Genomic DNA, 25,549 nt, shown 5'->3' with positions numbered 1-25,549 from the left:
CGCGCTCAGCCGAGGGCGTCCGCGCAGACCACGGCCGCGGCGGCGGACCACGCCTGCGGGCGGCACGACGCCGGGTAGGGCACGGGGCCGACGCCGAGCGCGCGGGCGTCCCCCGCGTGCAGCTCCGGCATCCGGTAGCCGAACCCCTCCGCGGCATCCACGAGCTGGTGCGCGATGTCGGCGGCCTCGGCGCGCAGTCCGGCGCGCAGCAGACCGTGCACCGCGATCGCGGTGTCGTGGGCCCAGACGCTGCCGCCGTGGTAGCTGAGCGGCCAGAAGCCCGCCGCACCCGCGGACATCGTGCGGATCCCGAATCCGCTCGACATCGAGTCGCCGAGCAGCAGCGCCGCGCAGATCCGCTCCTCGTCGGGATCCAGGATCCCGGTGCCGATGAGGTGGCCGATGTTGCTCGTGAGCGTGTCGACGGCGGCGCCGGACGCGTCCAGCGCGATCGCCGGGTAGCGGCCCTCGGGCGTGGTCACCCAGTACGCCGCGCGGAAGCGCGCGCGGAGGTCCGCCGCCCAGACCCGCAGCGCCTCGCCGCCGCCCTCGCCGAGCGCATCGAGCAGGTCGGCGCCGCGCACGGCTGCCTCATACGCGTAGGCCTGCACTTCGCTGAGTGCGATGGGACCCTCGGCCAGGCGCCCGTCGCGCCACTGGATCGAGTCGCCCGAGTCCTTCCAGCCCTGGTTCGCCAGGCCGTGCCCCGTCTCGTCGACGTAGTCGATGAAGCCGGATCCGCTGGCGTCGCCGTGGTCGATCATCCAGCCGAGCGCCGCGCGCAGGTTCGGCAGCAGCTCCCGCACCTCGGCCTCCGGCATGCCGGCGTGCCGGGCGTCCGCGAGCAGGCACACCCACAGCGGCGTGGCGTCGACCGTGCCGTAGTAGAGCGGGGGGAGGTGCACGCCCTCGTTCGGCAGGGAGAGCGCGCCGCTGCGCAGCTCGTGCGGGATCTTCCCGGGCGCTTCAGCGGTGGCGGGGTCGTTCTTCGTGCCCTGCAGCCGCGCGAGCACGCGCAGGGTTGACGCCGCGATCGCCGGGTCTTGGCGGAGCGCGAGCCGCGCGGCCCAGATGGAGTCCCGCCCGAAGAGGGTGAAGAACCACGGCGCACCGGCGGCGTAGAACGCGTCGTCGGGGTGTGCGGGCAGGGCGAGGCGCAGGGCGGAGAGGTCGCCCGCGGCACGGTGCAGCCAGCGGCGCAGCCGGGGATCCTGCGTCTCCGGGACGGCGGGCTGGGCATCCGTGGCCGGCGATGTCACCACAAGCGTCGGATCCTCGAGCGCCAGCTCGAACGAGAAGCCCGCCGTCGAACGCGGCGGCAGCATCGCGCTCCAGCGCACCACGAGGGCGGCCTCCTCGACGGCGACCGTGGCCTCGGGCGCCGTCAGTGCGAAGGAGGCGCTTCCTGAAGAGGCGCGCTCGCCGTCCCAGCCCCAGGCGCCGGCGTCGGCGAGACCCGCCTTGACCCGCTGCAGCGGCTCGAAGTCCGGCAGGATCCGCACGGTGACGGCGACCGGCAGCGGCGCCTCGCGGTGCGAGGAGATCCGGATCTGCTCCGCGACGCCACCGGCGCGCACCGTGCGGGCGCGCTGGAGGCGCACCTTCGGGTCGGGCTGATCGTCGTCGATCCCGCGCAGCACCCCCGTGAACACCGTTCGCTGAGGCGCGGGGGAGGAGCATGCGATCGACTCGACCGCGCTGCCCTCGACCTCGACCGTCAGCGCCCGCACGTGCCGCACGTCGCCGTGGTACACGCCGTGGATCGGCGCGGATCCCAGGTCTCCCGTCTCGTCCGACCACACCTGGGTCGGCGCCTGGAGCGCGATGACGGCGTCGTTCAGGAGGGGCTGCAGCGGGGTGTCGGTCATGGGGCTCCTTCGTGAGGGGCGGGCGGGTGTGCGGAAGTGGTGCGGATCACGCGAGGGCGGGGGCGGCGCGCACCTCGGCGGTCACTCCTTCACCGCCCCGTCGCTGGAGTTCATGATGCGCTTCTGGAAGAGGAAGAACATCACGGCCACCGGGATCGTCATGATGATCGCGGCCGCGAGCTTGATCGGATACTGCCGGCCTGGCTGAGCTGGCCGTTCGCGAGCTGCGCGACGCCGCGGGTGAGAGTGGTGAGCTCGGGGGACTGGGTCGACACGATGAAATGCGCCAGCTCGTTCCAGGATCCCTGGAACGACAGGATCACGATCGTGATGAGCGCGGGTCGCGCCATGGGCAGCACGACCGACCAGAACACCCGGAACGTGCCGGCCCCGTCGATGCGCGCCTGCTCCTCCACCGAGGCGGGGATCGACTCGAAGAAGTTCTTCATGATGAAGACGCCGGCGGCGTCGACGAGCAGGGGCAGGATCATGCCCGCGTACGAGTCGTACATGCCGAGCGTGTTGATCACGAGGAACTTCGGGATGAGCAGCACGACCGTCGGCACGCTCATGACGGCGACGAGGCATGCGAACACCACCGTGCGCCCGCGGAACCGAAGGCGGGCGAGCGCGTACCCGGCGAGCGAGTTGAAGAAGACGCGGCCCACGGTGACGACGATCGTGACGATCACGGAGTTCTTGAACCAGGTCGGGAAGTCGCTGTTCAGGAACAGCTGCGCGTACGCCTCCGTCGTGAACGTCTGCGGAACGAGCGAGAGCGGGTTCGACGCCGCGTCCGGATCCGTCTTGAAGCTCGTGGCCACCTGGATCAGGAACGGGTAGATGTATACGAGAGCGAGGGCGATAAGCAGCGCGTGCAGCACGGAGGTCGACGCGATGCGCGCCGTGGTCCACCGTCGACGGCGCGGGAGGGATGAGGCCGGGGATGCACCGCTCATCGCGGGGCTCCTTCCGTCGGCGCCGCCGAGGGGCCGGCTCCGGCCAGGCCCGCTGTGGCGCGGGCGGTCGCGCGCTCGGCGGCCTCCAGATACGGACGGTTGCGACGCCGGGAGACCTTCCGCTCGCGCAGCACCCAGCGCTGGAGGAGTGTGAACACGATGATGATGACGAACAGGATGAACGCGATGGCCGCGCCCTGGCCCCATTCCTGGTTGAGGAACGACGCCTGATACGACTGGTACGCCGGGGTGATCGTCGTCTTGGCGGGCTGGCCGCGCGTACCGGTGTAGATCTGATCGAAGACCTGCCAGCAGCCGATGAGGCCGAGCGTCAGCACGGTGAACAGCGTGGGGCGCAGCTGCGGCAGCGTGATCCGCCAGAAGCGCTGCCACCCGTTCGCGCCGTCCATCATCGCGGCCTCCTGCACCTCGCCCGAGATGTTCTGCAGTGCGGCGAGGAACAGCAGCATGAAGGTGCCGCTCGTCGTGAAGATCGCCATGATGATGTAGACGCACATGGCGACACTGGGGCCGCCGATCCAGTCCCAGTACGAGACGCCGAGGAAGCTGTTCTGCGTGAGGGCCGCGGGGCCGGAGCGCGCGCCGAAGTGCAGGATCCCGGAGGGGTCGTTGAGCCAGTTCGGACCGTTGATGCCGAGCCACCCGAGCGCGGCGTTGACGGCGCCCGTCGTGGAGAACAGGAACAGGAACAGCACGGTGATGGCGACCGAGCTGGTCACCGAGGGAAAGTAGAACGCGGTGCGGAAGATTCCGCGACCCTTGAGGATCTGCCGGTTCACCAGTATGGCGAGGAACAGGCTCAGGGCCGTCTGGCAGGGGACCACGAGGAGCACATACCAGGCGTTGTTCTTCAGGCTCATGCCGAAGTCGGCCTCGGCGAGGCCGCCGCCGAGCAGGAGGGCGGCGTAGTTCTTCAGACCGACGAACGAGACGCCGCCGGAGAAGGGGGAGCCGCGACCGCCCCAGTCGCTCACGCTCACCCAGAGGGCCATGAGCACGGGCACGACCAGGAACAGGCCGAGCAGGATCAGCATCGGGGCGGTGAACAGCCACCCCGATGCGGTCTCACCGCGCCGCAGCCCCTGGTGGGACGCGGGACGATGAGACCGCACGGTGGAGGAGGGCATGATTACTTGGTCAGGGCTTCCAGGTTCTTCTGCGCGGCGTCGAGGATCGCCTTCGGGTCTCCTGTCGCGAGAGAACCGAGCTTGCCGTTGAAGTCCGTCACGACGTCGCTGGCGCCCTTGGCGGTCGGAACGCCCTGGGCGTACTCGGCGCCGCTCAGGAACGGCACGAGGGCGGCGTTGTCCTTCTTCCACGCGTCGGCGGCGGACTTGATCGACGGCATCGGGCCGAACGCCTTGGAGAACGCGAGCTGGCTGTCGGCGCTGGTCAGGTGCTCCACGAGATCGAGAGCCGCCTTCTGGTTCTTGCTGTCGGCCGAGATGCCCCAGCAGTTGGTGAACTGCAGGGTGCCCTTCTTGCCGTCGGGGCCGGCAGGCAGCTCGACTGCCTTGTACTTCACCGTCGGGTAGTCGTGCGTCATGGCCCCGGTGATCCAGTTGCCCTCGACGACCATCGCGGCCTTCTGCGTGCCGAACGCCTCGCCGCCCCAGCCGGATCCGAGATCCGCCGCGAACTTCATCGAGCCCGCGTTGAGCAGACCCTTGAGGTAGTCGAGCGCCTTGACGTTGCCCTCGGCGTCGGCGGTCGCCTTGGTGGAATCGGCGTTCATCAGGCCGCCTCCTGCGGCGACCATGAACGCGCCCACGCGCGCGTACTCGCCGCTCATCGCCAGCCCGACGTGGCCGTCGGCGGTGAGCTTCTTGGACACCGCGGCGAGCTCGTCCCAGGTCTTCGGGACGTCGGCATCGGTGAGACCGGCCTTGCTCCACATGTCCGTGTTGATGATGAGCTGCAGCGTGGAGAAGTCCTTCGGCGCGCAGTAGAGCTTGCCGTCGTACGTGAACGACTTCAGCAGGCTCGGGTAGAAGTCGTCCTTGTTCTTGAGCAGGTCACCGTAGGCGAGGAGGGACCCGTTCGACGCATAACCGGCGAGGGCGTCCGTGGACTGGTAGAACACGTCCGCGGGGGAGCCGGACGCGAAGCCCTGGGACAGCTGCTGGTTAAGGTCGCTCGCCGCGGTGACCGTAGCCTTCACGCCGGACGTCTTGGACCAGGCGGCGACGGCGTCGTTCACCGCCTTCGTCTCGGCGTCGCCGGAGGATCCGATGAGGATGTTCAGCGGCTTGTCGGACGAGGTGAGCTTCGAGGATCCGGTGCTGCCGGCGTCGCCGCCGGAGAACCCGGAGCCGCAGCCGGTGAGGGTGATCGCGCCGGCCAGGACGAGGGCCCCGGCCCCGATCGCGGCGCGCGTGCTGTGCCGTGTCATGTCTCTTCTCCCTTGATGAGCATCCGTGATGATCGGTGCTTCGCGTGGACGACAGGAGCTCGTCCCGTAAATTTGAACGATCAAACTCTGTGTCGAATACGCTAGGCGGCACAGGTGCGAGGTGTCAAGGTGGGAAGGTGGTCCCGGGCCACGCGAGCTGCGGAGGGGAGAGACATGGTCAGGACTCCGACCGTCGAGGACGTCGCGCTGCGCGCCGGTGTCTCTCGGCAGACCGTGTCGAACGTGCTGAACACCCCGTCGATCGTGAAGCCGGCGACGCGCGAGCGCGTGCAGCAGGCGATCGTCGAGCTGGGATACCGGCGGCATGCCGCGGCACGTCAGCTGCGCACGCGCCGCAGCTCCACGATCGGGGTCCATCTGGATCCGTATGTGGGCGGTGTGTCCGGCGTGGTGCTGGACCGCTTCGTGCACGCCCTGACCGAACGGGCCAGCGAACGGGGCATGCGCATGCTGGTCTACGCCGCGCGCACCGCCGACGACGAGATCGCACGGCTCGCCGAGCTCTGGGAAGGGTCCGAGATCGACGCCGCGATCATCACCGGCACGTTCCACGGCGACCCCCGCACGCGGTGGCTGGGCGATGCGCACCTCCCGTTCGTCGCGTTCGGTCGGCCCTGGGGCGAGGACGACCTGGCTGCCCCGGAGCACCTCTGGGTCGATGTGGACGGCGCCGCGGGCACCCGGGCCGCCACCGCGCACGCCCTGGGCTTCGGCTCCCGCGTCGCGTTCCTGGGCTGGCCCACGGGGTCCGGCACGGGGGACGATCGTGAGCGCGGCTGGCGCGAGGCCATGGCCGCCGCCGGCGTGTCCGGGCCGCGGTGGAGCGCCGAGGAGGACGTCGCCGCCGCGCGCGCCGCGGTGGAGTCGACGCACGACGAGGTCGACGCCGTGGTGTGCGCGAGCGACTCGCTGGCGATCGGCGCCCTGCTCGCGCAGACGGGGGGATCCCACCGGGTGCCCGTCATCGGCTTCGACAACACCCCGACCGCGGAGGCTCTCGGGTTCTCCAGCGTGGAGCAGCGCCCGGAGGACGTCGCCGTGGCGACCCTGGAGCTGCTGATGGGCCCGACGGGTGAGGCGGTGACGCCGCGGGAGGTGCAGGCCGGTACGGCGCACGCGCTGATCGAGCCGCGCCTCGTGGTGCGCTGAGCCGCGGGCTCGGGCGCTGTGGTCGGCGCCGCTGAGCGCGGATCCGGATCCATGAGCCCTTCGCGCCGCTGTCGGGCATAGCGTGGAGGCATGTCACGGATCCTCATCTTCGGCGGCCACGGCAAGGTCGCGCTGCTCCTCGAACCCCTCCTGACCACGCGTGGCGATCAGGTCACCGCGGTGATCCGCGACGCCGCTCAGGTCGACGACGTGCGCGCCACCGGCGCGGATCCGGTGGTGTTCGACGTGGAGTCCGCCTCCGAGCAGGAGATGAAGACCGTGATCGCCGGACACGATGCGGTCGTCTGGTCGGCGGGCGCCGGCGGCGGGTCCGCGGCGCGCACCCGCGCCGTCGACTACGAGGCGGCCGTGCGCTCGATGGCGGCGGCCGCAGCCGCGGGCGTGCCGCGGTACATCATGGTGTCGTACTTCGGCTCATCCCCCGAGCACGGCATCGATCCCTCCGACCCGTTCTTCGCCTACGCCGAGGCGAAGGCCGCCGCCGACGAGGTGCTGCGGGCCTCGGATCTGGAGTGGACCGTCCTCGCGCCGAGCCGCCTGACCCTCGAGGATCCGACAGGCCGCATCGATGCGGAGGCGAAGTCCTCCGGAAGCGTCTCGCGCGCCGACGTCGCCCGCGTGATCGCGCAGACCCTCGTGGAGCCGGTGACGATCGGGCGCACGATCCGCTTCAACGCGGGCCAGGTGCCGATCGAGGAGGCGCTCAGCACGCGCTGAGCTCCCTGTTGCCCACCGCCGCGCACGGTCGCGCACTCAGGGGCGCGGCTCCTCGGCGGTACTCAAGCCATCGGTCGCGATCGAGCTGGCGACCTCGTGGAGGAACTCGGCCGCCCATTCGGCCGGCATCCGCGGATCCGAGGCGATCTCCACCCCGAACGCTTCGTGCCCGTCCGGAAGGCGTTCGGCGACGACCGTGACCTGCAGAACCTGCTTCGTGTCGGCCATCATGCTCCGTCGTCGTCGGCGTGCGCGGTCGCCCTTCCGGGGCCTTGCGTCGCCACGATAGGCGTTCCGAGGACGATCGCCGAGAGGGTTGCGGAATCGGCCGCGATGTCCCTCGCCTGAGCCGCCGGGTCAGCTCCGTCCGGCGAGCGCGGCGAGCAGCTCGAGCACGCACAGGGCAGCGAGGCGCACGGTCCGCGCATCCTCGTCGTCGGCGGTGGCGTCCACCTCGGCGATGTCGGCGCTCACCACACGGGGGTCGGCGACGATGCCGCGCACGAGAGCACGCAGCTCCCAGGCGGCGAGCCCGCCGGGCACGCTCGCGGGGCACCCCGGCGTGGCCGCACGGTCGCACGCGTCCACGTCGATGTCCAGGTGCACCCGCGACGCATCCCCGGCCCCGGCGACCTCGATCGCCTCCGCCACGACGTCGGCGATGCCGCGGCGGCGCACCTCGTCGAGGGTGATCACGCGGATCCCCCAGTCGGCGGCGCGCTGCGCGTACGCGACGGAGTTCGCGAAGTCGGCGATGCCGATCTGCACGATGCGGCGCGGGTCGATCGCCGTGCCCTCGGGCGCGTCCTCGACGAGGCGGCGCACCGGGGAGCCGTTGGAGACGCCGTCGCGCAGGTCGAAGTGCGCGTCGATCGTGATGAGCCCGGTGGCGCCGGCGCCCAGGGCGACCGGGTAGGTGAGGGAGTTGTCGCCGCCGATCGCCACCACGAGGCGCGAACCCGCCGAGAGCTCCGCCACCCGGGCGATCGCGCGGGCCACGCCCTCCTCGCCGTCGGGCTCGTGCACGTCGCCCGCGTCGGCGATGCGGAGCGCCTGGTTCAGGTCGACCGCCGGCGGCCCCATCAGCGTGGGGCTGTACCGCCGCAGCGCCTCGCGGATCGCGGCCGGGGTCGCGTGCGCGCCGGTCGGGGAGAGGGAAGTGCGCCATGTGGGCACACCCAGGAGCACGGCGTCGGCGGAGTCCTCGAACGCCGGCCAGTCGCCGCCACGGGGCCAGAGGGGATCGTGCGACAGTGCCATGATGTGGTCCTTCCCGGAGGCGCGAGTGACGTCCGCTGACCAGCGTGCCACGTGACCGGATCCGGTCCGCCGCGACCGATCGTGAACCGTCCGGGATCCCAGACTCGGGGTCAAGGTGCCGGTGACGCGCGGGCGGGACGGTCCCGGCTACACCGGGATCACGGCGTGTGCGACCGCGAAGATGGCGAGGCCGGCGAGTGCACCCACGACCGTGCCGTTGAGGCGGATGTACTGCAGGTCGCGGCCGACCATGAGCTCGATCTTCTCCGTGGTCTCGGCCGGATCCCAGCGCTCCACGGTGTCGGTGATGATCGACGCGATGTCGTGGCGGTAGCGGTCCACCAGGAACACGGCGGCGTCGGTGACCCAGCCGTCCACACGGTGCTGCAGCGGCTCCTCGGTCGCGACGCGATCGCCGAGCTCGGCGATCGCAGCGGCGGCGCGTCGGCGCAGGCCGCTGTCCGGATCCGCGAGTGCCGCCAGCAGTCCCGTCTTCGCCGCGTTCCACACCTCGGCGGCAAGCGCTCCCACGCGGGGGCTGTCGAAGACGGCCGCCTTGGCGTTCTCCAGTCGCGCGCGAGTGCTCGGATCGTGCTGCAGATTCTCGGCGAGCCGCGCCAGGTAGCCGTCCAGTGCGAGCCGGGCGGGGTGACGCGGATCCGCCTGGACGGCCCGCACGAAGCGCACGGCCTCGTTGTAGGCGGCCTCGTCCACGAACCGGTGCGCGAGCCGGGGCACCCATCCGGGCAGGCGGCGCGAGAGCAGGCCGTGGAACGCAGCGGCGTTGCCGTCGATCCACGTCGCGATGCTGTCGACGGCGAGGTCCACCGCCCCGCGATGCGCATCGGCTCGCACGATCCGCTCCAGCCAGGCGCCGGCCGGGGTGCCCCACTCGGGCTCCACGAGGTGCTCGCGGGCGAGCTCGGCGATGACGCTCTGCACGTCGTCGTCGCTGAGGGCGCGCAGCACGGCTGCGGCGATGGTGGATCCCTCGCTCGAGATCCGCTCCGCATGCGCGGGCGTGCGCAGCCAGGCCCCGAGCCGCGCGGCGATCGACGTCTCCGAGAGCTTGGTGCGCACCACATCGGCGGAGAGGAAGTTGGTCTCCACGAACTCGCCCAGGGTGCGTCCGATCTCATCCTTGCGGTTGGGGATGATCGCCGTGTGGGGGATGGGCAGTCCGAGCGGACGTCGGAACAGCGCCGTCACCGCGAACCAGTCGGCGAGGGCGCCGACCATGCCGCCCTCGGCGGCGGCGCGCACGTACTCCAGCCAGGGATAGCGGCCCTGCAGCCAGAAGGCGACCACGAAGGCCACCGCCATCACGCCGAGCGCGCCGAGCGCGACGGCCTTCATCTGCCGCAGGGCATGCAGGCGCCCGAGATCCGCGGGGGACAGCAGTGCTTCACGCGCGCGTGCCATGCGCCCATCCTTCCACCCCGCCCGGCGCGTTCAGTGCGCCGCGGCGGGATCCCGCCCGATGACGCACCATCCGGGGACCGGTAGCCTCGACCTCGTGATCGAAGACATCAAGAAGCGCGCGCTGCATCGCACCAGCATCCTCGAGGGCCAGCTCCGCGGCGTCGCGAAGATGATCGAGAACGAGGACTACTGCATGGACATCATCACGCAGTCCCGGGCGATCCAGCGCTCCCTCGAGTCCCTCAACAAGCTGCTGCTCGAGAACCACCTGCGCACGCATGTCGCGCACATGTTCGACGAGGGCGGCACGCAGCGCGAGCAGGCCATCGAGGAGCTCCTGAAGGCGTTCGACTTCCAGGCGAAGTAGCCTCCGCGAAACAGGCGCGAAACACGCATTTTCGTTGAGTGATGACATCTGGGCCACGAATATCGTCGTGAATTTGCGATAGCCCTTCGGTTTCCTCTGTACGGTCCTCGGTTCCTGTGCCAGACTCTCTGCATTCGACGACTCGATGTGGAGGTTCCATGAGCAGTCCTGTGTCCGTACCTGCTCAGAGCACGACCGGCGCGGCCCTCGGCGGCGTCGAGATCTCTGACGTCACCAAGTACTACGGCGACGCCACCGCCGTCGATCGGCTGTCGCTGTCGATCCGCCCCGGGGAGTTCCTGTCCCTGCTGGGCCCCTCGGGCTGCGGCAAGACCACGACCCTGCGCATGATCGCAGGCTTCGAGCATCCGGACGCCGGGGACATCCGGCTGAGCGGACGCAGCGTGCTCGGCCTGCCGCCGCACAAGCGCGAGGTGAACACGGTCTTCCAGGCGTATGCGCTCTTCCCGCACATGACCGTCGCCGAGAACGTCGCCTACGGGCTGCAGCAGCGCCGGGTGCCGAAGGCCGAGCAGCGCGAGCGCGTCGCCGAGGCGCTCGACATGGTGCAGCTGCGCCGTTTCGCCGACCGCAAGCCCACCCAGCTCAGCGGCGGCCAGCAGCAGCGCATCGCGCTGTCCCGCGCCCTCATCAACCGCCCGTCCGTCCTGCTGCTGGACGAGCCTCTCGCCGCGCTCGACCGCCAGCTGCGCGAGGAGATGCAGCTGGAGCTGAAGCTGCTGCAGTCCCGGCTGGGCACCACGTTCGTGTTCGTCACGCACGACCAGGCGGAGGCGCTGTCGATGAGCGACCGGATCGCGGTGATGCGTGCCGGACGCGTCGAGCAGCTGGCCGCTCCCGCCGAGGTCTACGCCGAACCGGCCTCGGCGTACGTCGCGTCGTTCATCGGACAGCAGAACTTCCTGCACGGCACCGCGCTCGGCGACGACGCCGTGGACACGTTCGCCGGCACCGTGCACGGCCGCTGGGGTGGGGAGCCGCGCCTGCCCGGAGCGACCGCCGTGGCGGCGATCCGCCCGGAGTTCGTCCGTCTCGCGCCCGCGTCGACCGGGTCGGGAGCCGTCGACGGCCCGGGCATCGACGGCACGGTCCTCGGCGTCTCGCACCTCGGGGAGACCCTGCAGGTCGCGGTCGACGTGGGCCGGGAGCAGGCGTTCCTCGTGCGGATCCCCGCGCCGAGTGCCCCTTCCGTCGCGGTCGGCGACGCCGTTCGCTGCGTCTGGAGCCCCGCGGACGTGCGCATCTTCGCCGGCGACGGGATCCCCGAGACGTCGACGCACGTGATTTCGCTCCCCAAGGAGGCGGCGTGACGGCGCGCGCAGGCGCTCCGGCAGATCCGCCGGTTCGCGTGCTCGCGAACGAGACGTCCGCGCGCAAGATCCGCTCCGAGCTGAGCCGGCGCGGGTTCCTCGCGACGGCGCTCGCGGCTTCCGGCGCGGTGCTGTTCACGGCGTGCGCCCCGCAGAAGGCGTCGGCGGCTTCCGAAGCGCACGGCGGCCCGCTCGAGGACAAGCTCTCGATCTACACCTGGAGCGACTACGACAACCCGGATCTGCTGACCGCCTTCACGAAGAAGAAGGGGCCGAAGGTCGTCGTCGACGCGTTCAACTCGAACGAGGAGCTCGTCGCGAAGCTCGTCGCCGCGCGGGGCACGTCCGGTTACGACATCGTCGTCCCGACGGGCCCGTTCATCCTGCCCATGGCGGAGAACGGCCTGCTGGACAAGCTGAACCTCGACCTGATCCCGAACTTCGCGACGATGAACCCGAACTTCATCCACCGCTCGTTCGACCCGAAGAACGAGTACTCGATCTGCAAGGCGTGGGGCACCACCGGTTTCGCGTACGACAAGACCGTGATCAAGCGCGAGCTGCGCACTTGGAACGACTTCATCGACGCCGCGCAGAACGAGGCCTCGGGCAAGACCTCGGTCGTCGACGACCCGGCACCGCTGTGCGGCATCTACTTCTGGTCGCATGGCATCGACTGGAACACCACGGATTCGAAGCATCTGGATGCGTGCGAAGCCTTCATGACGAAGCAGCTGGCGCCGCACATCACGACCTTCGACTCGGCGCCCGGTGGTCAGATCATCCCGCAGGCGTCGGCGGCGCTCGTGCAGATCTACAATGGCGACGCGCGCACGGGCATCTCGTCCTCGAAGGATCCGGAGCGCTGGCAGTGGGTGCTCGGCGCGCCCGCCACCGAGATCTGGATGGACAACTGGGCGATCGCGAAGGGCGCCCCGCACCCCGAGGCGGCGCACGCCTTCATCAACGAGATGATCTCGCCCGCGGTGCAGGTCGACCAGATCGACTACATCGGGTACGACACCGGCGTGGACGGCGCGCAGAAGATGGCCGAGGAGGCCGGATTGGAGAACCTCGACATGGTGTTCTTCACCGAGGAGCAGATCGCGACGATGCACGAGGGCAAGTTCACCAAGGCCCAGGAGCGCATCGTGGCGATCTGGAACGCGACGAAGGCGGCGGCCGGTGCGTAGGCTGCGGATCCGCGCCGGTCTGGCGCTGCCGGCCTGGGCCTGGCTCGTCGTCTTCTTCGTCGTACCGATCGGGGTCGTGGTCTGGTACAGCTTCGGTTACAAGCCGAGCATCTTCGCGACCAACGCGAACGACAGGCTGTCGTTCGACCGCTACCTCGAGGCGCTCTCGCCCACCTTCTTCGCCACCTTCCAGAACACGCTCTGGGTGGGCGTCGCCGGCACCGTGCTGTGCCTGCTGATCGGCGCACCGGTCGCGTACTGGATCGCCGTGAAATGCGTGCCGAGCCGCCGTGGGATGTTCCTCGCGCTCGTGATGGTGCCGTTCTGGACCAACTTCCTGGTGCGCACCATTGGCTGGCAGATCATCCTGGCCCCGGAGGGATGGCTTTCGCACACGCTGCAGTTCCTCGGGGTGATCCCGGGGCCGCTCGGGATCCTGAACACCCGCGGGGCGGTGCTGCTCGGCGTCGTCTACAACTACCTGCCGCTGATGATCCTGCCGCTGTTCGTCGCGTTCGACCGCGTGAGCGGGCCGCTGCGCGAGGCCAGCAAGGATCTGGGTGCGGGCAGCTGGAAGACGTTCTTCCGGGTCACCGTGCCGCTCGCGCAGCCCGGCATCATCGCCGGCGTGCTGCTCGTGTACATCCCGCTCATGGGCGACTACATCACCGCGACGGTGCTCGGCGGCGCCAAGGGCAACATGGTGGGCCAGATCGTGGCCAGCCAGTTCCAGACCGCGCAGAACTGGGCGCTGGGATCGGCGATGGCGGTGCTGCTCATCCTCACCATCGCGGTGTCGATCGGGGTCGCGGCCGCGCTCGGCTGGCTCGTCACGATCCCGGTGCGCCGCACCTACCGACTGACGCTGGAGGAGGCACGATGACCGTCGTCGCAGCACGCCCCGCCGAGCAGGCGGATCCCACCCCGTCGTCGTCGCGCACTGCATCCGCAGCGGGCGCCCGCGCCCCGCGGAACGTCAGCCGCTGGCTGCTGCCGCTGTGGGCGACGCTCGTGTTCGTCTTCCTCTTCCTGCCCATCGCCGTCGTGATCGTGTACTCGTTCAACGTCGGCCGGCTGCTCATCTCGTGGGATCACTTCGGCTTCGATTCGTTCGCGGCGATCGTGACCAAGCCCGCCGTGCGCGACGCGGTGCTCGTGTCTCTGCGCACGGGCCTGATCGCCGCCGTGCTGGCGACGGCGCTGGGCACGCTCGCCGGCATCGCGATGGCGCGCACCCCGGGCAGGTGGGTGCCGTGGTTCCTCGGGCTGCTGCTTCTCATCTCGGTCACGCCCGAGATCGTGGATGCGGTCGCGCTGCTGCCGTGGGTCGTGTTCCTCGGCCAGGATCTGGGGATGTCGATCTTCAACGACGGCACCGTGCGCCTCGTGATCGGGCAGTCGCTGTTCTCGATCGCGATCGTGTCGTACATCGTGCGCGCGCGACTGGTCGGCCTCGATGCGAAGCTCGAGGAGGCCTCGGCGGATCTCTACGCCAAGCCGCTCACGACTTTCTTCAAGGTCACCCTGCCTCTCGCGATGCCCGCCGTGCTCGCGGGATTCCTGCTCTCCTTCACGCTCGGCCTCGACAACACCGTCGTGTCGGCGTTCGTGCAGGTGTCGGGTACCACGCCGTGGCCGGTGTACGTGCTGAGCGCGCTGCGCAGCGGGCTCCGCCCGGAGATCGCCGCCGTGTCGACGATCATGCTCGTGCTCACGCTCTCCGCTCTGGCGCTCGTGGCGCTCGTGCTGAAGAAGGCCGGCGACTCCGCCGCCGACATCGCCCGCACCATGGCGGGCGGCTGAGTCGCAGGGCCGTCGCTCGGACATGAAGAAGGCCGGACCCCGCAGGGTCCGGCCTTCTTCATCGCTCCCCAGCGGCTACAGGACGTTCTCCGCCTCGGTCAGCACGCCGCGCAGGATCCCGGTGATCTCGCGGAACTCCGCCGGGCCGATCGTGAGCGGCGGAGCGAACTGGATGACGGGGTCGCCGCGGTCGTCGGCGCGGCAGTACAGGCCGGCCTCGAACAGCGCGCCCGAGAGGAAGCCGCGCAGCAGACGCTCCGACTCGTCATCGTCGAAGGTCTCGCGCGTGTCCTTGTCCTTGACCAGCTCGATGCCGAAGAAGTACCCGTCGCCGCGCACATCGCCCACGAGCGACAGATCGAGCAGGCTCTCCAGCTCGGCGCGGAACAGCGGCGAGTTCTCCCGCACGCGCTCGTTGAGCTTCTCCTCCTCGAAGATGTCGAGGTTCTCCAGCGCGACCGCAGCGGAGACCGGGTGGCCGCCGAAGGTGTAGCCGTGCGGGAAGGACAGGTCGCCGTGCGCGAACGGTTCGTAGATCCGATCGCTCACGATCGCCGCGCCGAGGGGGGAGTATCCGCTCGTGATGCCCTTGGCGCAGGTGATGATGTCGGGAACGTAGCCGTAGGCGTCGCACGCGAACATGTGCCCGATCCGGCCGAAGGCGCAGATCACCTCGTCCGAGACGAGCAGCACGTCGTAACGGTCGCAGATCTCGCGGACCCGCCGGAAATACCCGGGAGGCGGCGGGAAGCAGCCGCCCGAGTTCTGCACGGGCTCCAGGAACACGGCGGCGACCGTGTCGGGACCCTCGAACTGGATCATCTCCTCGATCCGGTCGGCGGCCCAGATCCCGAACGCTTCGGGATCCGTCGGTGCGCCCATCTCGGCGGCACGGTAGATGTTCGTGTTCGGCACGCGGAAGCCGCCCGGGGTCACCGGTTCGAACATCGCCTTCATCGCGGGGATGCCGGTGATCGCCAGGGCGCCCTGCGTGGTGCCGTGGTAGGCGATCGAGCGCGACAGGACCTTGTGCTTGGTCGGCATGCCGCGCAGCTTCCAATAGTGCTTGGCGAGCTTGAACGCGGTCTCCACGGCCTCGCCGCCGCCGGACGTGAAGAACACCCGGTTCAGGTCGCCCGGGGCGTACCCGGCGAGGCGGTCGGCGAGTTCGATCGCCGCGGGGTGCGCGTACGACCACAGCGGGAAGAAGGCGAGCTGCTCAGCCTGCTTGGCCGCGGCCTCGGCGAGACGCGCACGGCCGTGGCCGGCGTTGACCACGAACAGCCCGGACAGGCCGTCGATGTACTGCTTGCCGGCGTCGTCCCAGATGTGGTGTCCCTCACCCCGGACGATGATCGGCACCCCGCTGCGGTCCATAGTGGACTGCCGGGTGAAGTGCATCCAGAGGTGATCGTGTGCTTTTCGTTGCAGATCGGCGCTCATGCACCGATCTTGTCACTGAAACCTGAGAATGACAACAGAAATCGAAGGTCTGCATCCCCGGATCCTGCGGATTCCGAGGTCGATTCGCTCGCTGGGGTGAGTACGACCTTCGGCTGATCGATGTGTAGTACCCTCACTACATGGGGAAGCGAGGTGCACGATGTTCACCATGACCGCGCGCGAGTTCAACCAGTCCGTCGCGAAAGCGCAGCGCATCGCGGACGATGAACCCGTGCTCGTCACGCGCCGTGGTGAAGCGGCCTACGTGCTGCTGAGCGTCAGCGAGTACGAGCGGTTGGCGCCGAGCGCACCGAAGAAGTCGCTGCTCGATCTCCTGGCGACGTCCGATGGTGACATCACGCACGACGATGGCGAATTCGACCGGATCCTCGCGGATATCCGCGTGAACACGCCCGACCGGCCGCCCGTCGAGTTCTGATGCGCTACCTCGTCGACACCAACTTCCTATCCGAGCTTCGGCGCGGATCGCGCGCGGACAGGGGCGTGGTGCGCTGGCTGAACACCGTTCCCACGGACGAATGGCACGTGAGTGTCATCACCGATTACGAACTCGAGGTCGGAGTGCTCAGCATGGAGCGCCGCGACCCGAAGCAGGCGTCGGAGCTCCGTTACTGGCTGATGAGCGTCCGTGAAAGTTACGAGACGCGCCTCCTGCCGATCACACCGGAGATCGGCAGGGTCTGCGCGACGATCCAAGTTCCCGATCGACGACAGCTGAGCGACGCGCTGATCGCGGCGACCGCCATCCATCACGGTCTGGCCGTCATCACCCGCAACGAGAAGGACTTCGATGTGCCTGGGCTCTTGGTGATCAACCCGTTCTCCGGGTGAGGAATCAGGCGACCACGAAGACACGCGTCCGCCGCCCGGGAATCGCGGCCATCTTCGCGTCGGTGGTGACGACGGGTGCCCCCAGTGTCTCCGCGAGGGCGACGTAGGCGGCGTCGTAGGCGTTCGCGTTCGCGGAGAGCTCGAGGATCCGGTTCAGGAGCGGCGTCACGGAGCGTTCGTCGAACTCGAACTGCGCGAGAGCTGAGATCCATGCGCGGTGGGTCTCTGTGGACGCGCCCGTTCCGCGGGCGATCCCGCGCAGAGCGTTCGCGGCCTCGGCCACCGTGTCGCCCGGAATCACCCAATCGGTGTCATCGTCGATCGTCCGCCGGACGTCCTGCGCGAGGCCGCGCGCGTCGGTGATGAGTTCGACGATCGCAGAGGCATCGAGGACGATCATGCGATGTTCTTGCGGTCCTGATCGTCGCGCACCGTGGTGATGACATTGAGCACGTCGACTTCCTGCGGCGGTCGGATCGGCTCGTAGACGTCGAGGAATGCACGGTTGCGGGCCATCCGCGCCTCCCGTGCCAGCACGGACTGAAGGTATGTCTGCAGCGACTCGCCGCGCTCGCGGGCGGCGGCGACGAGCGCCTCGCGGACCTCGTTCGGAACATCTCGCACCTGGATCGCGACCATGCCTCCAGGCTAGCATGCAGAAGTGCATGCATAGATGCTCTTCGCGCGGAGAGCTCAGCCTTCCTCTCCCACTCCTGCCTCGTCTCGAAGCGCGTCGACCACGCTGATCGGCTCGTCGTCGGTGGCTGTCGGGGTCTCGTCGACGATGAGCTCGACGGGCCCGTCCGCTGCTAGATGCGGGTACTTGTCCAGCAGGAATCGACGGCGGTAAGCGAGATCGGCGGCGTCCACGATGCTTTCGAGAGTCGCCCAGTTGATGGAGCCGGCGATAAGGATCCCCGCAGCCGGCACGATCTTTCCGAGCCCCTGCTTTGTCAGCCGTGTGCCGAGACGCGGCCAGATCTTCGACGCGACATTCGCGACGACGTGCTTGTTGAGCACTTCCCAGCTCTTCCCGCGGACAAGCGCCTGCGTCAGCCGCGAGATATCCGCCAGCGCGGCGGACTTCGCTGAGGTCGACATCGCGGTGCCGAGGTTGACGGCGGTCAGCATGAATGCCTTCTCCGCGGGATCCTCCGGGTCGTAGCCGTATCGAAGTGCGATGTCACCGATCGCGCGAGAACCGATCGCGAGTACGAGGGCGGTGTCTCCGGCGATCGCGCCGGCAACAGCGAGACCGCTGGGCGCGGCCCCGGCACCCGCGCTCGCCACCACGACGAGTTCGCCCCCGGAGATCACGAGGCCCGCCCCGATTCCCGACAGTGCCGCGGCGGCAGGGTAGTACCAACTCAGCCCGCGCCCGCGGACGGCGTCGACCTCTTGGAGATCGAGCGTGCGCAGATCGGAGAGACGATGCACGTCGTGCCCGCGTTTGCGGTGCCTCTTCACCATCTGCGACGGGGAGAGGCCCGCGCGCGAGAGCTTTGCTGCAGTCTTCTGCGCCGACTGAAGCGCGACTCCGACCCACGCGGTCGCCTCGTCGGGGACGAGTTCGGCGACCGCAGCGGCACCTTTGCGCGCGGCTGCGCCGCCCTTCCGGGCGGTCTCGATGGCGGCTTGAGCACGCGGATGGTTGTCCACGAACCCCTTCGCCTTCTCACCGACGAAGGCGGCGCCGTCGGCGACCTTCTCACCCGCCTCCTGTCCTACACGTGTGAGGGGCCGAGCATGAAAGGCCTGAAGACGCTGCCAGGCTTCGTGTTCGTAGTCGGACAGGGCGGTCATTCGATCACCTCGAAAGCGGGGAGCTCAGCGACCAGGCGCTGGGTCTCCAGGGACAGGGTCACGAGGGATGCGATCAGATTCACGACATACCGCGGATCGTCGTGCTCCCGCAGCCACGCGTTGGGGTCGTTGATGATGCCGGACGCCTTGTCGACCTTGACGCGGTAGCGATCCAAGATCCACTCGAGGGGGCTGCGGCCACCGATCGTGTAGGCGTTGGCCTGCTCGGGAATGCCTGTCAGAGTGAGGTGCGCGTTCACCTTGATCGCGGTGTGCTCGGAGCGCTTCGTCCAGGACATCTTCTCGATGGCGTAGCGCTCGAACTCGTCCTCCGGTGGATCGATCGCCCACACTTCGGTGAGGTCGTACCTAGGGGCGTTCTCGTAGTTGACGTGCAGATCAGCGAGTTCTCGGCCGATCAGGGCGTACTCGCGAAAGCTCGCCACATGCGGGATGCGCGGGAGCATCTTCTTCAGGTCGGCCTCGTAGCGCTCCCGGTACTCGGGGTGATGCAGGAGCCCATAGACGCCGTAGAAGATGTCGTCCTTCGTGATCGTGTCATCCGCGTAGACACGACGGTAGATCTGGAGTGTGAGATCAGTGATGTTGTCAACCTGGCGGTAGCCGTCTACGGTGACTTCTTCCTCTGAGGCGTCGAGACCTGCGAAGTTGAAGCCGCCATCTGTGGCGGTTATGGACTCCCAGGTATGACGCGCGTAGAGCTGATTTCCACCATTAGGAGTCAGAGCTGGCAGGAGATCATGCATCAGTGGGGCGAAATGCGCGGTGGAGAGTCCGGCTGGTAGCACGATCGCATGGTTCGGATGGTTGGTCGTCGGGAACAACTTCGGAAGCCGGTAGATCATGTCGTTCATTGCGCGGTCGAAGTAGACCCACTCGCGCGTGAATGGGCGATATGCGGCGAGACGGATCGCCTTGTCGTCCCAGTCGTGAGTCACTCCGCGCTCGGCGTCTCGCCGGAGCGCTCGATTCCAATTCACCTGCGTCGGATCTTCCGGATCGAACGTGTTTGTCTTCATCGCCACCGCGTTCGAGTTGTCGATGAGCCGACGCATTTGCGACTCGAGCCTCGGCCGGCTGAAGCTGAAGCACCATGCGTCGCGATTCGTCTTGAGCCCGTTGGACATCGTCGCGAAGATGCCACCGTCACCAGAGATTGGCTGAAACCTCCAGAAGCGGTCGTCACGCTGATTGATCCAGTCGCCCGCCTCATTCGGAGCGAGCTCGATGTAGTCGGTCCCGCGCAGCGAGCGTTCCGTGCGAAGACGCTCGAGCTTCTCCTCGCGGGACAGGTAGTCCCCGATGTCGGCGTAGTGCACCCTGGCGGGCCCGTCATGATCTGGAGACTTCACCAGGATCACGATGGCGACGCCGGTCCGGCTGCCGGATCCGAAGACCTTGCCACCTTCCCGGCGGGACACCTCTCCCTGCGTTCGTTGATTGCCACGCAGATTGAACACGAAGATGTCGCTGAACTCGTCGCTCCACGTAAGGCGCACGCCATCGGCTGTGTTGCCGTCGACGAAACCCGAGTTGGAGACGAACGCGATGATGCCCCGTTCCTTGATCCGATCCGTCGCCCAACGCAGCGCTCGGTAGTAGGAGTCGTAGAGCCCGTTCTTGTTCGTCGCGGTGGACTTGGCGGCGTAGGTCTCGCGGATCCGCTCATCGAGCGCGTACTTCGCGTTCTGGTTGTCGTCGTTCGCGCTGCGCTGTCCCACCGAATACGGCGGATTCATCACGATCACGTCGATCGGGCTGTTGCGCTCCCGTTCCAGGCGCTCGGTGTTCTCAGGGAACACCCCGCCGGCGAGTTGATTGTCGCGTTCGTCCATCGCGAAGGTGTCGGTGAGGCTGATGCCGGGGAAGGTCGCTTCAATCGGCGAAACAGACGCCTCGTCCCGCGGCGCTCGCTCAGCGACCGAGGCGGCCGCCGTCACCTCGCGGAACACGCTCTCGATGTTGACCGCCGCGATGTAATAGCTGAGCAGCACGATCTCGTTGGCGAAGAGATCGTTGTGGTACTTGTACTCGAGATTCTCCGGCGGAATGATGCCGAGCTGCAGAAGCCGCGTCAGGAAGGTGCCGGTGCCCGTGAACGGATCCAGGATCTTCACGTCGCGGTCCCCGAGACTGCGACCGAACGCGGCACGCAGCGCGTCGTCCGCAGACCGCAGGATGTAGTCCACCACCTCGACGGGCGTGAAGACGATCCCCATGCGGTCGGCGAGTTTGGGGAACGCCTTCGTGAAGAACCGGTCGTACAGCGTGACCAGAAGCCGCTGCTTGGCGGTGAAGTCGGGCAGCTTGCGGATCCTTTCAGTGATCCGCGAGTAGAACTCCTCAAGCGGCTCGCGTTCACGGGCGAAAGCCGCGTTCTCGGCGAATGAATCGATCACGACCTGCATCGAGCTCGAGACGGGGTTCGCCTGCGAGAAGCTCTCATCGGGGAACATCGCCTCGAAGATCGGCATGGTCACGAGATGCTGGGCCAGCAGCTCGATCGCTTCGGACTCGTCGATCTCCGGGTTCACCGTTGCGCGGAGCGCAGTCAGGAATCCCTCGAATGGTCCACGGTCGTTGCCCGGTGCGCTCAGGTGCGCCCGGATCAGCGTGATGTACTTCTGGGCGATCTCCGAGATGTCATTCGCCCAGTCGTCCCAGTACATGCGGTCACCGACGTTGCGGACGAGCTTCGCGTAGACCGCGTCCTTCCAGTCATCGGCCGCGAAAAGGGGGATCGCCGCAGAGGAGGCTCCGGAGGACGCGCCGGCGGGACTCCGGCCGTCGTCGTCTCCGCCGGTGTCACCGCTTCCGATGCCGTGTCCGGTGTCGGACTTCGATGTCTTCTTCGTCAGATCGATGTGCTCGATGAGCACTGTCTCCGGCGCCTTGCCGGTGATCGCCATCTGGTTGATCTGCGCGTCGAGTCGTTCATCGTGCGAGCGCAGCGCCTGGAGAACTTGCCAGACGACCTTGTAGCGCTCGTTGTCAGTGAGGGCTGCCTCGGCAGATACCCCGTCAGGAATCGCGATGGGGAGGATGATGTAACCCACCCGCTTGTCCTCGGCGCGGCGCATGACACGCCCCACCGCCTGAACCACGTCGACCTGGGATTTGCGAGCGTTCAGGAACAGCACCGCGTCCAAGCTGGGGACGTCGACGCCTTCGCTGAGGCACCGTGCGTTCGTGAGAATGCGTGCCTCGGGAGCACCCTGGTACCCAGTGCCCGGGTCTTCCTTCAACCAGTCGAGCAGCGCTCCGCGCTCGGTGGCGTTCATCGTTCCGTCGACGTGGCGGCACTCGACGCCGAGGTCGTCGGTCGGATCGTCATTGGCGAGGTTCTGCAGATGCGACTGCACGAGCAGCGGGAAGTCCTGCTGGATCTTCTTCGACGTCTTGATGTCGCGGGCGAACGCCACGGCGCGCCGCATCGGCGCCGTGTCGTCACCGAAGCCTTCGGCGAGGTGTCCGGACTGGCGCTTGGCCATCCCGTTCCAGCAGCCGATGAGCTTGGCCACGTCGCTGAGCGGAAGCTCGTGCCCCTCGCGTGCCATGTCCTGCTGGAACGACGTCGCGACCTGATCTTCGCTGACGCCGAGGACGAGCACCTTGTAGTCGGTCAGGAGCTTCCGCTCGACGGCCTCCCCGACCCCAATCCGGTAGACGACTTCGCCGAAGCGCGAAACGTCGTCCATCGAGACGAGCTCTGCATCCCTCGCACGTGCCTTGTTCTTGACCTCGGCGTTGAAGATGCGCGGCGTCGCCGTCATGTAGAGGCGGTGCTCTGCGTCGATCACCGCGGGGTCGTGGATCTTCACGAACTCGCTCGGCTCGTCGTCCTCGGCGAGCGTCACTCCGGTGGTCCGATGCGCCTCATCGCAGATCACGAGGTCGAACGACGGCAGACCGAGACGCTGGGCGTCCGACACCGCCTGAATCGACTGATAGGTCGAGAACACGACCGTCATGCCGATGTCGAGGTCGTCATCGCCGATGAGTCGGTGCAGGGCCGCACCGTCGGTCGTTGCGGGAGCCCCGAGGTCCTCGAGCGCGACGGTGGTCATGTCTCCGTTGGCGACCCGCCCGAGCTTCGTATCGGATCCGACGGCGAACGCCCGGAACGGAAGATCCGGGTCGTGTTCGCGAGACCATTCCTCCAACGATTGCTGCAGGAGGGCGAGCGACGGCACCGCGAAGAGGATGAGCGATCGCTCGCCGGCACGCTCCCGTGTCCAGCGTTCGGCGACCTTGAGCGCCGTGAAGGTCTTGCCGGTGCCGCACGCCATGACCATGGTTCCGCGCTCAGCGTGGTCTTCGACGAATGCGCGCATCACCGCGCCGACCGCCTCGTGCTGGTGAGGACGGAGCTGCTTGCGCTCGTGCGTGGCCGGGGCCGTGCGCGGATCGAGCAGGTTGTACGTCAACCAGTCGATCTGGCTGTGGCGGAGCTCGTCGAGCGTGATGCGCTGGATCGGCTTGGTGCGGTTCTTCAGCGCCTCCTGGGCGTTCGTCGACCAGTCGCCGTCCGTGGTGTCCACGACGATGCCGCCGGCGAAGGGCTCACGCCCGACCGCTTCGAAGAAGGAGTCGAGGTCTGCCTTCTGCATTCGGTGGGCCGACGCGAAGAACTTCACCTGCACGGCGAGAAGATCGCCTGCTTTGGTCTCCGCGACGAGATCGATCCCCGTGTCGGGTCGAGCCTCTCGCCCGGGCCAGTCCTTCCAGAGCCAGACATTACTGAGCTGATCGGCCCGCAGAGGCTCGAGGCGCAAGTAGTGCCGGACGAGCTCTTCGAGGTAATTGCCTTGCATCCGCTTCGAGTCAGCGAGAGCCCGGAACTGCTCGAGCAGCGCGTCGAAGGAGGTGGTCTCGTCGGGCTCCGGGCTGAATCTGACGTGGAGGGCAAGGTCCTCAGCAGGCATGCAGCATCGCTCCCGGTTCGGCATCGCAACGAATGCGAGGTGGCAACCAAGGGGTTATAACCTCGCGTCGTTAACCTAGCGGGAACAAGCCTTCGGGTTTGCACGCGAGGGCATTAGCAAAGATGAGTGCCCGAAACTCCTGAGGATCCGCGCGTCGAGCTCGGCCGTCGGCTCGCCGAGCTCCGTGTGAACCAGTCGCTGACGATCCAGGGGCTGGCTGCGGCGTGCGAGCTCGACGTGTCGAACCTGCGCAAGATCGAGAAGGGCCTGGGCAATCCGCGCCTCGTCACGGTGCTGAAGCTCGCGGGCGTTCTCGAGGCGGATCTCCGCCAACTCTTCGGTGGGCTGGATCCTTACGGCTTGACCGGCACGGACCGCCCTCAGCCGCTCAGCGAGTTTCCCGATTCGTTCTGGCGCCCGAACGATCGCATCGCCTGAAGCCAACTGTCGGAGCGTGCGACCGAGTCATGGTGCGCAGGAAGGACGATCCGGCCGACGAGCAGGCGAAAATCACGTCTGCTGCGGTCGCGCCTCTGAGTGATGCCATTCGGGACGCGCGACAGAACGCGCGCTCATATCCGTGGTCGAGCGTGCACGAAATCCTGGAAGCGGTTCACGCGGCGCGGCGCTGACCGTGCTTCAGGGCAGCGGGACGGCCTCGGTGTCCGGCATCGGCCCGGCGTCGCGGTCGCGCAGGTCGGGGAGGGAGCGCACGAAAAGCGCGGACACCACGAGGGCGGCTGCGGCGAAGCACGTGGCGGCGAGGTAGGCGCCGGTCGGGCTGTGCATGCTGTCGATGAGGAAGCCCGCGATGGCGGATCCGGCCGCGGCACCGATCAGCTGACCGGTGCCCGCCCAGCCGAACGCCTCCGCCGTCTCGGAGAACTTCACGCTCGCGGAGGTGACCGCGAACAGCACGGCGAGGGCCGGGGCGATGCCGATGCCGGCGGCCAGCAGAGTCCCGCCGAGCCAGAACACGTTCAGCGACACCATGGTCAGGGCGAGGCCGATGGTCACGATGGTGAGGCGGCGCGCCATGGCCCACGGCCCCATCGGCACCCGGCCCGAGGCGAGACCCCCGAGGAGGCTCCCAACGGAGAACACCGCGAGCACCAGCCCGGCCTCGAGGCCCTCGTGATCGAAGGTCTTCACGACGCCGGCCTCCACGGCCGCGCAGGCGCCGATGAGGAGGAAGCCGATGACGGTCGCCAGCATCACGGGCGGCTTGAGCACGACCGCACCGAAGCCTCGGCGGCTGCGGGGGATGCGCACCCGGCCGACCTCGGGGGAGAGGATGAACCAGGCGCCTCCGCCGACGAGCACCGCGGCGACGAGCAGGAGCCCCTGCACGGTGCCGACCTGGGTGGACACGATCGTGATCACCACGGGTGCGACGATCCAGATGATCTCCTGCAGCGAGGCGTCCAGCGAGAACAGCGGCGTCAGCTGCGACGAGTTCACGAGCTTCGGATAGATGGTCCGCGCGGCCGACTGGATCGGCGGCGTCGCGAGACCGGAGATCATGCCCAGCACCACGAGCCCGGCGAGTGGGAGCGCGGATCCGAAGGCGAGGCCCAGGACCGCCAGCACGCAGATCGACAGAGTGAGGGCGAGCACCGGACGCATTCCCCACCGCCCCATCCACCGGCTGGTGACGGGGCCGGCCACGGCCTGGCCGATCGACGACGCGGCGAGCACCACACCGGCGGCGCCGTAGGAGCCCGTGGCGTGCTGCACGTGCAGAAGGATCGCGAGGCTGGCCATGCCGTTGGGGAACCGGGCCGTCAGCTGTGCGGCGATGATGCGTCCGACTCCCGGTACGCGCAGAAGCTCCTTGTATCCCGATCCGGCCACGGATCCACGTTACCGGTCCGGCTGCCGCAGGAGCGGGTGCGCGCGGGGTCTGCGCCACGCGCCGCACGTCCGAGGCGACGTGGTCCGCGCGACACGCCGACGACACGCCGAAGGGCGAATTCCACAG

At 68.3% G+C, this 25,549-nt stretch carries 23 protein-coding genes and 1 pseudogene; 11 read left to right on the top strand and 13 right to left on the bottom strand.

What is annotated here, in order from left to right; translation table 11 throughout:
- Positions 1-5: 5 nt before the first annotated feature.
- The 4 genes and pseudogenes from ACYQ1L_RS14280 to ACYQ1L_RS14265 all read right to left on the bottom strand — a co-directional run bounded on the left by ACYQ1L_RS14280 (position 6) and on the right by ACYQ1L_RS14265 (position 5,240).
- On the bottom strand, positions 6-1,868 hold the full coding sequence (locus tag ACYQ1L_RS14280; RefSeq protein WP_460004738.1) for a glycogen debranching N-terminal domain-containing protein: 1,863 nt from the start codon (positions 1,866-1,868) through the stop codon (positions 6-8).
- Positions 1,869-1,949: 81 nt separating this feature from the next.
- Positions 1,950-2,827, bottom strand: a pseudogene (locus ACYQ1L_RS14275) (carbohydrate ABC transporter permease).
- Positions 2,824-3,975, bottom strand: coding sequence for a carbohydrate ABC transporter permease (locus ACYQ1L_RS14270; RefSeq protein ID WP_460004737.1), 1,152 nt, complete (start codon positions 3,973-3,975; stop codon positions 2,824-2,826). The pseudogene ACYQ1L_RS14275 and the gene ACYQ1L_RS14270 overlap by 4 nt, the downstream one beginning before the upstream one ends.
- A gap of 2 nt (positions 3,976-3,977) precedes the next feature.
- The gene (locus ACYQ1L_RS14265; protein WP_460004736.1) at positions 3,978-5,240 is read right to left on the bottom strand and encodes a sugar ABC transporter substrate-binding protein; all 1,263 of its coding nucleotides are present in this window, start codon (positions 5,238-5,240) and stop codon (positions 3,978-3,980) included.
- Positions 5,241-5,414: 174 nt separating this feature from the next.
- Between ACYQ1L_RS14265 and ACYQ1L_RS14260 the strand changes: the two genes are divergently transcribed.
- Positions 5,415-6,410 (top strand): LacI family DNA-binding transcriptional regulator, encoded by a 996-nt coding sequence (locus ACYQ1L_RS14260; RefSeq protein ID WP_460004735.1) that lies wholly within the window; start codon positions 5,415-5,417, stop codon positions 6,408-6,410.
- A 90-nt stretch (positions 6,411-6,500) separates the two neighbouring features.
- Complete coding sequence (locus ACYQ1L_RS14255) at positions 6,501-7,148, top strand: NAD(P)H-binding protein (protein ID WP_460004734.1); 648 nt, start codon at positions 6,501-6,503, stop codon at positions 7,146-7,148.
- 36 nt (positions 7,149-7,184) lie between these two features.
- Here the strand turns inward: ACYQ1L_RS14255 and ACYQ1L_RS14250 are convergent, their stop codons facing one another.
- The 3 genes from ACYQ1L_RS14250 to ACYQ1L_RS14240 all read right to left on the bottom strand — a co-directional run bounded on the left by ACYQ1L_RS14250 (position 7,185) and on the right by ACYQ1L_RS14240 (position 9,830).
- Positions 7,185-7,379, bottom strand: coding sequence for a hypothetical protein (locus tag ACYQ1L_RS14250; protein ID WP_460004733.1), 195 nt, complete (start codon positions 7,377-7,379; stop codon positions 7,185-7,187).
- A gap of 126 nt (positions 7,380-7,505) precedes the next feature.
- On the bottom strand, positions 7,506-8,408 hold the full coding sequence (locus ACYQ1L_RS14245) for an agmatinase family protein (protein ID WP_460004732.1): 903 nt from the start codon (positions 8,406-8,408) through the stop codon (positions 7,506-7,508).
- Between the two features lie 147 nt (positions 8,409-8,555).
- Positions 8,556-9,830, bottom strand: a complete 1,275-nt coding sequence (locus ACYQ1L_RS14240) for a DUF445 domain-containing protein (RefSeq protein WP_460004731.1) — start codon at positions 9,828-9,830, stop codon at positions 8,556-8,558.
- A 94-nt stretch (positions 9,831-9,924) separates the two neighbouring features.
- Between ACYQ1L_RS14240 and ACYQ1L_RS14235 the strand changes: the two genes are divergently transcribed.
- From ACYQ1L_RS14235 to ACYQ1L_RS14215, 5 genes are all read left to right on the top strand, one after another.
- Positions 9,925-10,197, top strand: a complete 273-nt coding sequence (locus ACYQ1L_RS14235; protein WP_460004730.1) for a metal-sensitive transcriptional regulator — start codon at positions 9,925-9,927, stop codon at positions 10,195-10,197.
- A 158-nt stretch (positions 10,198-10,355) separates the two neighbouring features.
- Entirely contained in the window at positions 10,356-11,528 is a 1,173-nt protein-coding gene (locus tag ACYQ1L_RS14230; RefSeq protein WP_460004729.1) for an ABC transporter ATP-binding protein, read from the top strand.
- Positions 11,525-12,721, top strand: coding sequence for an extracellular solute-binding protein (locus ACYQ1L_RS14225; protein WP_460004728.1), 1,197 nt, complete (start codon positions 11,525-11,527; stop codon positions 12,719-12,721). Before ACYQ1L_RS14230 ends, ACYQ1L_RS14225 begins: the two co-directional genes overlap by 4 nt.
- Positions 12,714-13,604, top strand: coding sequence for an ABC transporter permease (locus tag ACYQ1L_RS14220; protein ID WP_460004727.1), 891 nt, complete (start codon positions 12,714-12,716; stop codon positions 13,602-13,604). The genes ACYQ1L_RS14225 and ACYQ1L_RS14220 overlap by 8 nt, the downstream gene beginning before the upstream one ends.
- Positions 13,601-14,524: an ABC transporter permease gene (locus tag ACYQ1L_RS14215; protein ID WP_460004726.1), complete on the top strand. Its 924-nt coding sequence runs from the start codon at positions 13,601-13,603 to the stop codon at positions 14,522-14,524. The genes ACYQ1L_RS14220 and ACYQ1L_RS14215 overlap by 4 nt, the downstream gene beginning before the upstream one ends.
- A gap of 75 nt (positions 14,525-14,599) precedes the next feature.
- On the opposite strand, the gene ACYQ1L_RS14210 is transcribed toward ACYQ1L_RS14215, so the two are convergent.
- The gene (locus ACYQ1L_RS14210; protein WP_460004725.1) at positions 14,600-15,967 is read right to left on the bottom strand and encodes an aspartate aminotransferase family protein; all 1,368 of its coding nucleotides are present in this window, start codon (positions 15,965-15,967) and stop codon (positions 14,600-14,602) included.
- Between the two features lie 169 nt (positions 15,968-16,136).
- Between ACYQ1L_RS14210 and ACYQ1L_RS14205 the strand changes: the two genes are divergently transcribed.
- Together ACYQ1L_RS14205 and ACYQ1L_RS14200 are read left to right on the top strand one after the other, a co-directional pair.
- Positions 16,137-16,406 carry a type II toxin-antitoxin system prevent-host-death family antitoxin gene (locus ACYQ1L_RS14205; RefSeq protein ID WP_460004724.1) on the top strand — a complete coding sequence of 90 codons (270 nt, stop codon included), beginning with the start codon at positions 16,137-16,139 and terminating at the stop codon, positions 16,404-16,406.
- Complete coding sequence (locus ACYQ1L_RS14200) at positions 16,406-16,819, top strand: type II toxin-antitoxin system VapC family toxin (protein ID WP_460004723.1); 414 nt, start codon at positions 16,406-16,408, stop codon at positions 16,817-16,819. The genes ACYQ1L_RS14205 and ACYQ1L_RS14200 overlap by 1 nt, the downstream gene beginning before the upstream one ends.
- Before the next feature lie 4 nt (positions 16,820-16,823).
- On the opposite strand, the gene ACYQ1L_RS14195 is transcribed toward ACYQ1L_RS14200, so the two are convergent.
- From ACYQ1L_RS14195 to ACYQ1L_RS14180, 4 genes are read right to left on the bottom strand one after another with little or no spacing between them, the layout of a single operon-like run.
- Entirely contained in the window at positions 16,824-17,219 is a 396-nt protein-coding gene (locus tag ACYQ1L_RS14195; RefSeq protein ID WP_460004722.1) for a type II toxin-antitoxin system VapC family toxin, read from the bottom strand.
- The gene (locus ACYQ1L_RS14190; protein WP_460004721.1) at positions 17,216-17,458 is read right to left on the bottom strand and encodes a hypothetical protein; all 243 of its coding nucleotides are present in this window, start codon (positions 17,456-17,458) and stop codon (positions 17,216-17,218) included. Before ACYQ1L_RS14190 ends, ACYQ1L_RS14195 begins: the two co-directional genes overlap by 4 nt.
- A 54-nt stretch (positions 17,459-17,512) precedes the next feature.
- Positions 17,513-18,622, bottom strand: coding sequence for an EcsC family protein (locus ACYQ1L_RS14185; RefSeq protein WP_460004720.1), 1,110 nt, complete (start codon positions 18,620-18,622; stop codon positions 17,513-17,515).
- Positions 18,619-23,568, bottom strand: a complete 4,950-nt coding sequence (locus tag ACYQ1L_RS14180) for a type ISP restriction/modification enzyme (RefSeq protein WP_460004719.1) — start codon at positions 23,566-23,568, stop codon at positions 18,619-18,621. Before ACYQ1L_RS14180 ends, ACYQ1L_RS14185 begins: the two co-directional genes overlap by 4 nt.
- Before the next feature lie 126 nt (positions 23,569-23,694).
- On the opposite strand from ACYQ1L_RS14180, the gene ACYQ1L_RS14175 reads away from it, so the two are divergent.
- Both ACYQ1L_RS14175 and ACYQ1L_RS14170 read left to right on the top strand, forming a co-directional pair.
- Positions 23,695-24,006: a helix-turn-helix domain-containing protein gene (locus ACYQ1L_RS14175; RefSeq protein WP_460004718.1), complete on the top strand. Its 312-nt coding sequence runs from the start codon at positions 23,695-23,697 to the stop codon at positions 24,004-24,006.
- Between the two features lie 29 nt (positions 24,007-24,035).
- Complete coding sequence (locus ACYQ1L_RS14170; protein WP_460004717.1) at positions 24,036-24,200, top strand: hypothetical protein; 165 nt, start codon at positions 24,036-24,038, stop codon at positions 24,198-24,200.
- A 7-nt stretch (positions 24,201-24,207) separates the two neighbouring features.
- Here the strand turns inward: ACYQ1L_RS14170 and ACYQ1L_RS14165 are convergent, their stop codons facing one another.
- Positions 24,208-25,371 (bottom strand): MFS transporter, encoded by a 1,164-nt coding sequence (locus tag ACYQ1L_RS14165; RefSeq protein ID WP_460005832.1) that lies wholly within the window; start codon positions 25,369-25,371, stop codon positions 24,208-24,210.
- Between the last annotated feature and the right edge of the window lie 178 nt (positions 25,372-25,549).

Source organism: Microbacterium xylanilyticum (assembly GCF_054654695.1).
This window is presented reverse-complemented; position numbering and strand designations above follow the sequence as displayed.

Coding starts and splice junctions, on each gene's coding strand:
- ACYQ1L_RS14215 (WP_460004726.1), top strand. CDS start 13,601: ATGACCGTCGTCGCAGCACGCCCCGCCGAGCAGGCGGATCCCACCCCG.
- ACYQ1L_RS14265 (WP_460004736.1), bottom strand. CDS start 5,240: ATGACACGGCACAGCACGCGCGCCGCGATCGGGGCCGGGGCCCTCGTC.
- ACYQ1L_RS14280 (WP_460004738.1), bottom strand. CDS start 1,868: ATGACCGACACCCCGCTGCAGCCCCTCCTGAACGACGCCGTCATCGCG.
- ACYQ1L_RS14180 (WP_460004719.1), bottom strand. CDS start 23,568: ATGCCTGCTGAGGACCTTGCCCTCCACGTCAGATTCAGCCCGGAGCCC.
- ACYQ1L_RS14255 (WP_460004734.1), top strand. CDS start 6,501: ATGTCACGGATCCTCATCTTCGGCGGCCACGGCAAGGTCGCGCTGCTC.
- ACYQ1L_RS14240 (WP_460004731.1), bottom strand. CDS start 9,830: ATGGCACGCGCGCGTGAAGCACTGCTGTCCCCCGCGGATCTCGGGCGC.
- ACYQ1L_RS14250 (WP_460004733.1), bottom strand. CDS start 7,379: ATGATGGCCGACACGAAGCAGGTTCTGCAGGTCACGGTCGTCGCCGAA.
- ACYQ1L_RS14170 (WP_460004717.1), top strand. CDS start 24,036: ATGGTGCGCAGGAAGGACGATCCGGCCGACGAGCAGGCGAAAATCACG.
- ACYQ1L_RS14205 (WP_460004724.1), top strand. CDS start 16,137: ATGACCGCGCGCGAGTTCAACCAGTCCGTCGCGAAAGCGCAGCGCATC.
- ACYQ1L_RS14200 (WP_460004723.1), top strand. CDS start 16,406: ATGCGCTACCTCGTCGACACCAACTTCCTATCCGAGCTTCGGCGCGGA.
- ACYQ1L_RS14190 (WP_460004721.1), bottom strand. CDS start 17,458: ATGGTCGCGATCCAGGTGCGAGATGTTCCGAACGAGGTCCGCGAGGCG.
- ACYQ1L_RS14270 (WP_460004737.1), bottom strand. CDS start 3,975: ATGCCCTCCTCCACCGTGCGGTCTCATCGTCCCGCGTCCCACCAGGGG.
- ACYQ1L_RS14210 (WP_460004725.1), bottom strand. CDS start 15,967: ATGAGCGCCGATCTGCAACGAAAAGCACACGATCACCTCTGGATGCAC.
- ACYQ1L_RS14230 (WP_460004729.1), top strand. CDS start 10,356: ATGAGCAGTCCTGTGTCCGTACCTGCTCAGAGCACGACCGGCGCGGCC.
- ACYQ1L_RS14195 (WP_460004722.1), bottom strand. CDS start 17,219: ATGATCGTCCTCGATGCCTCTGCGATCGTCGAACTCATCACCGACGCG.
- ACYQ1L_RS14245 (WP_460004732.1), bottom strand. CDS start 8,408: ATGGCACTGTCGCACGATCCCCTCTGGCCCCGTGGCGGCGACTGGCCG.
- ACYQ1L_RS14260 (WP_460004735.1), top strand. CDS start 5,415: ATGGTCAGGACTCCGACCGTCGAGGACGTCGCGCTGCGCGCCGGTGTC.
- ACYQ1L_RS14185 (WP_460004720.1), bottom strand. CDS start 18,622: ATGACCGCCCTGTCCGACTACGAACACGAAGCCTGGCAGCGTCTTCAG.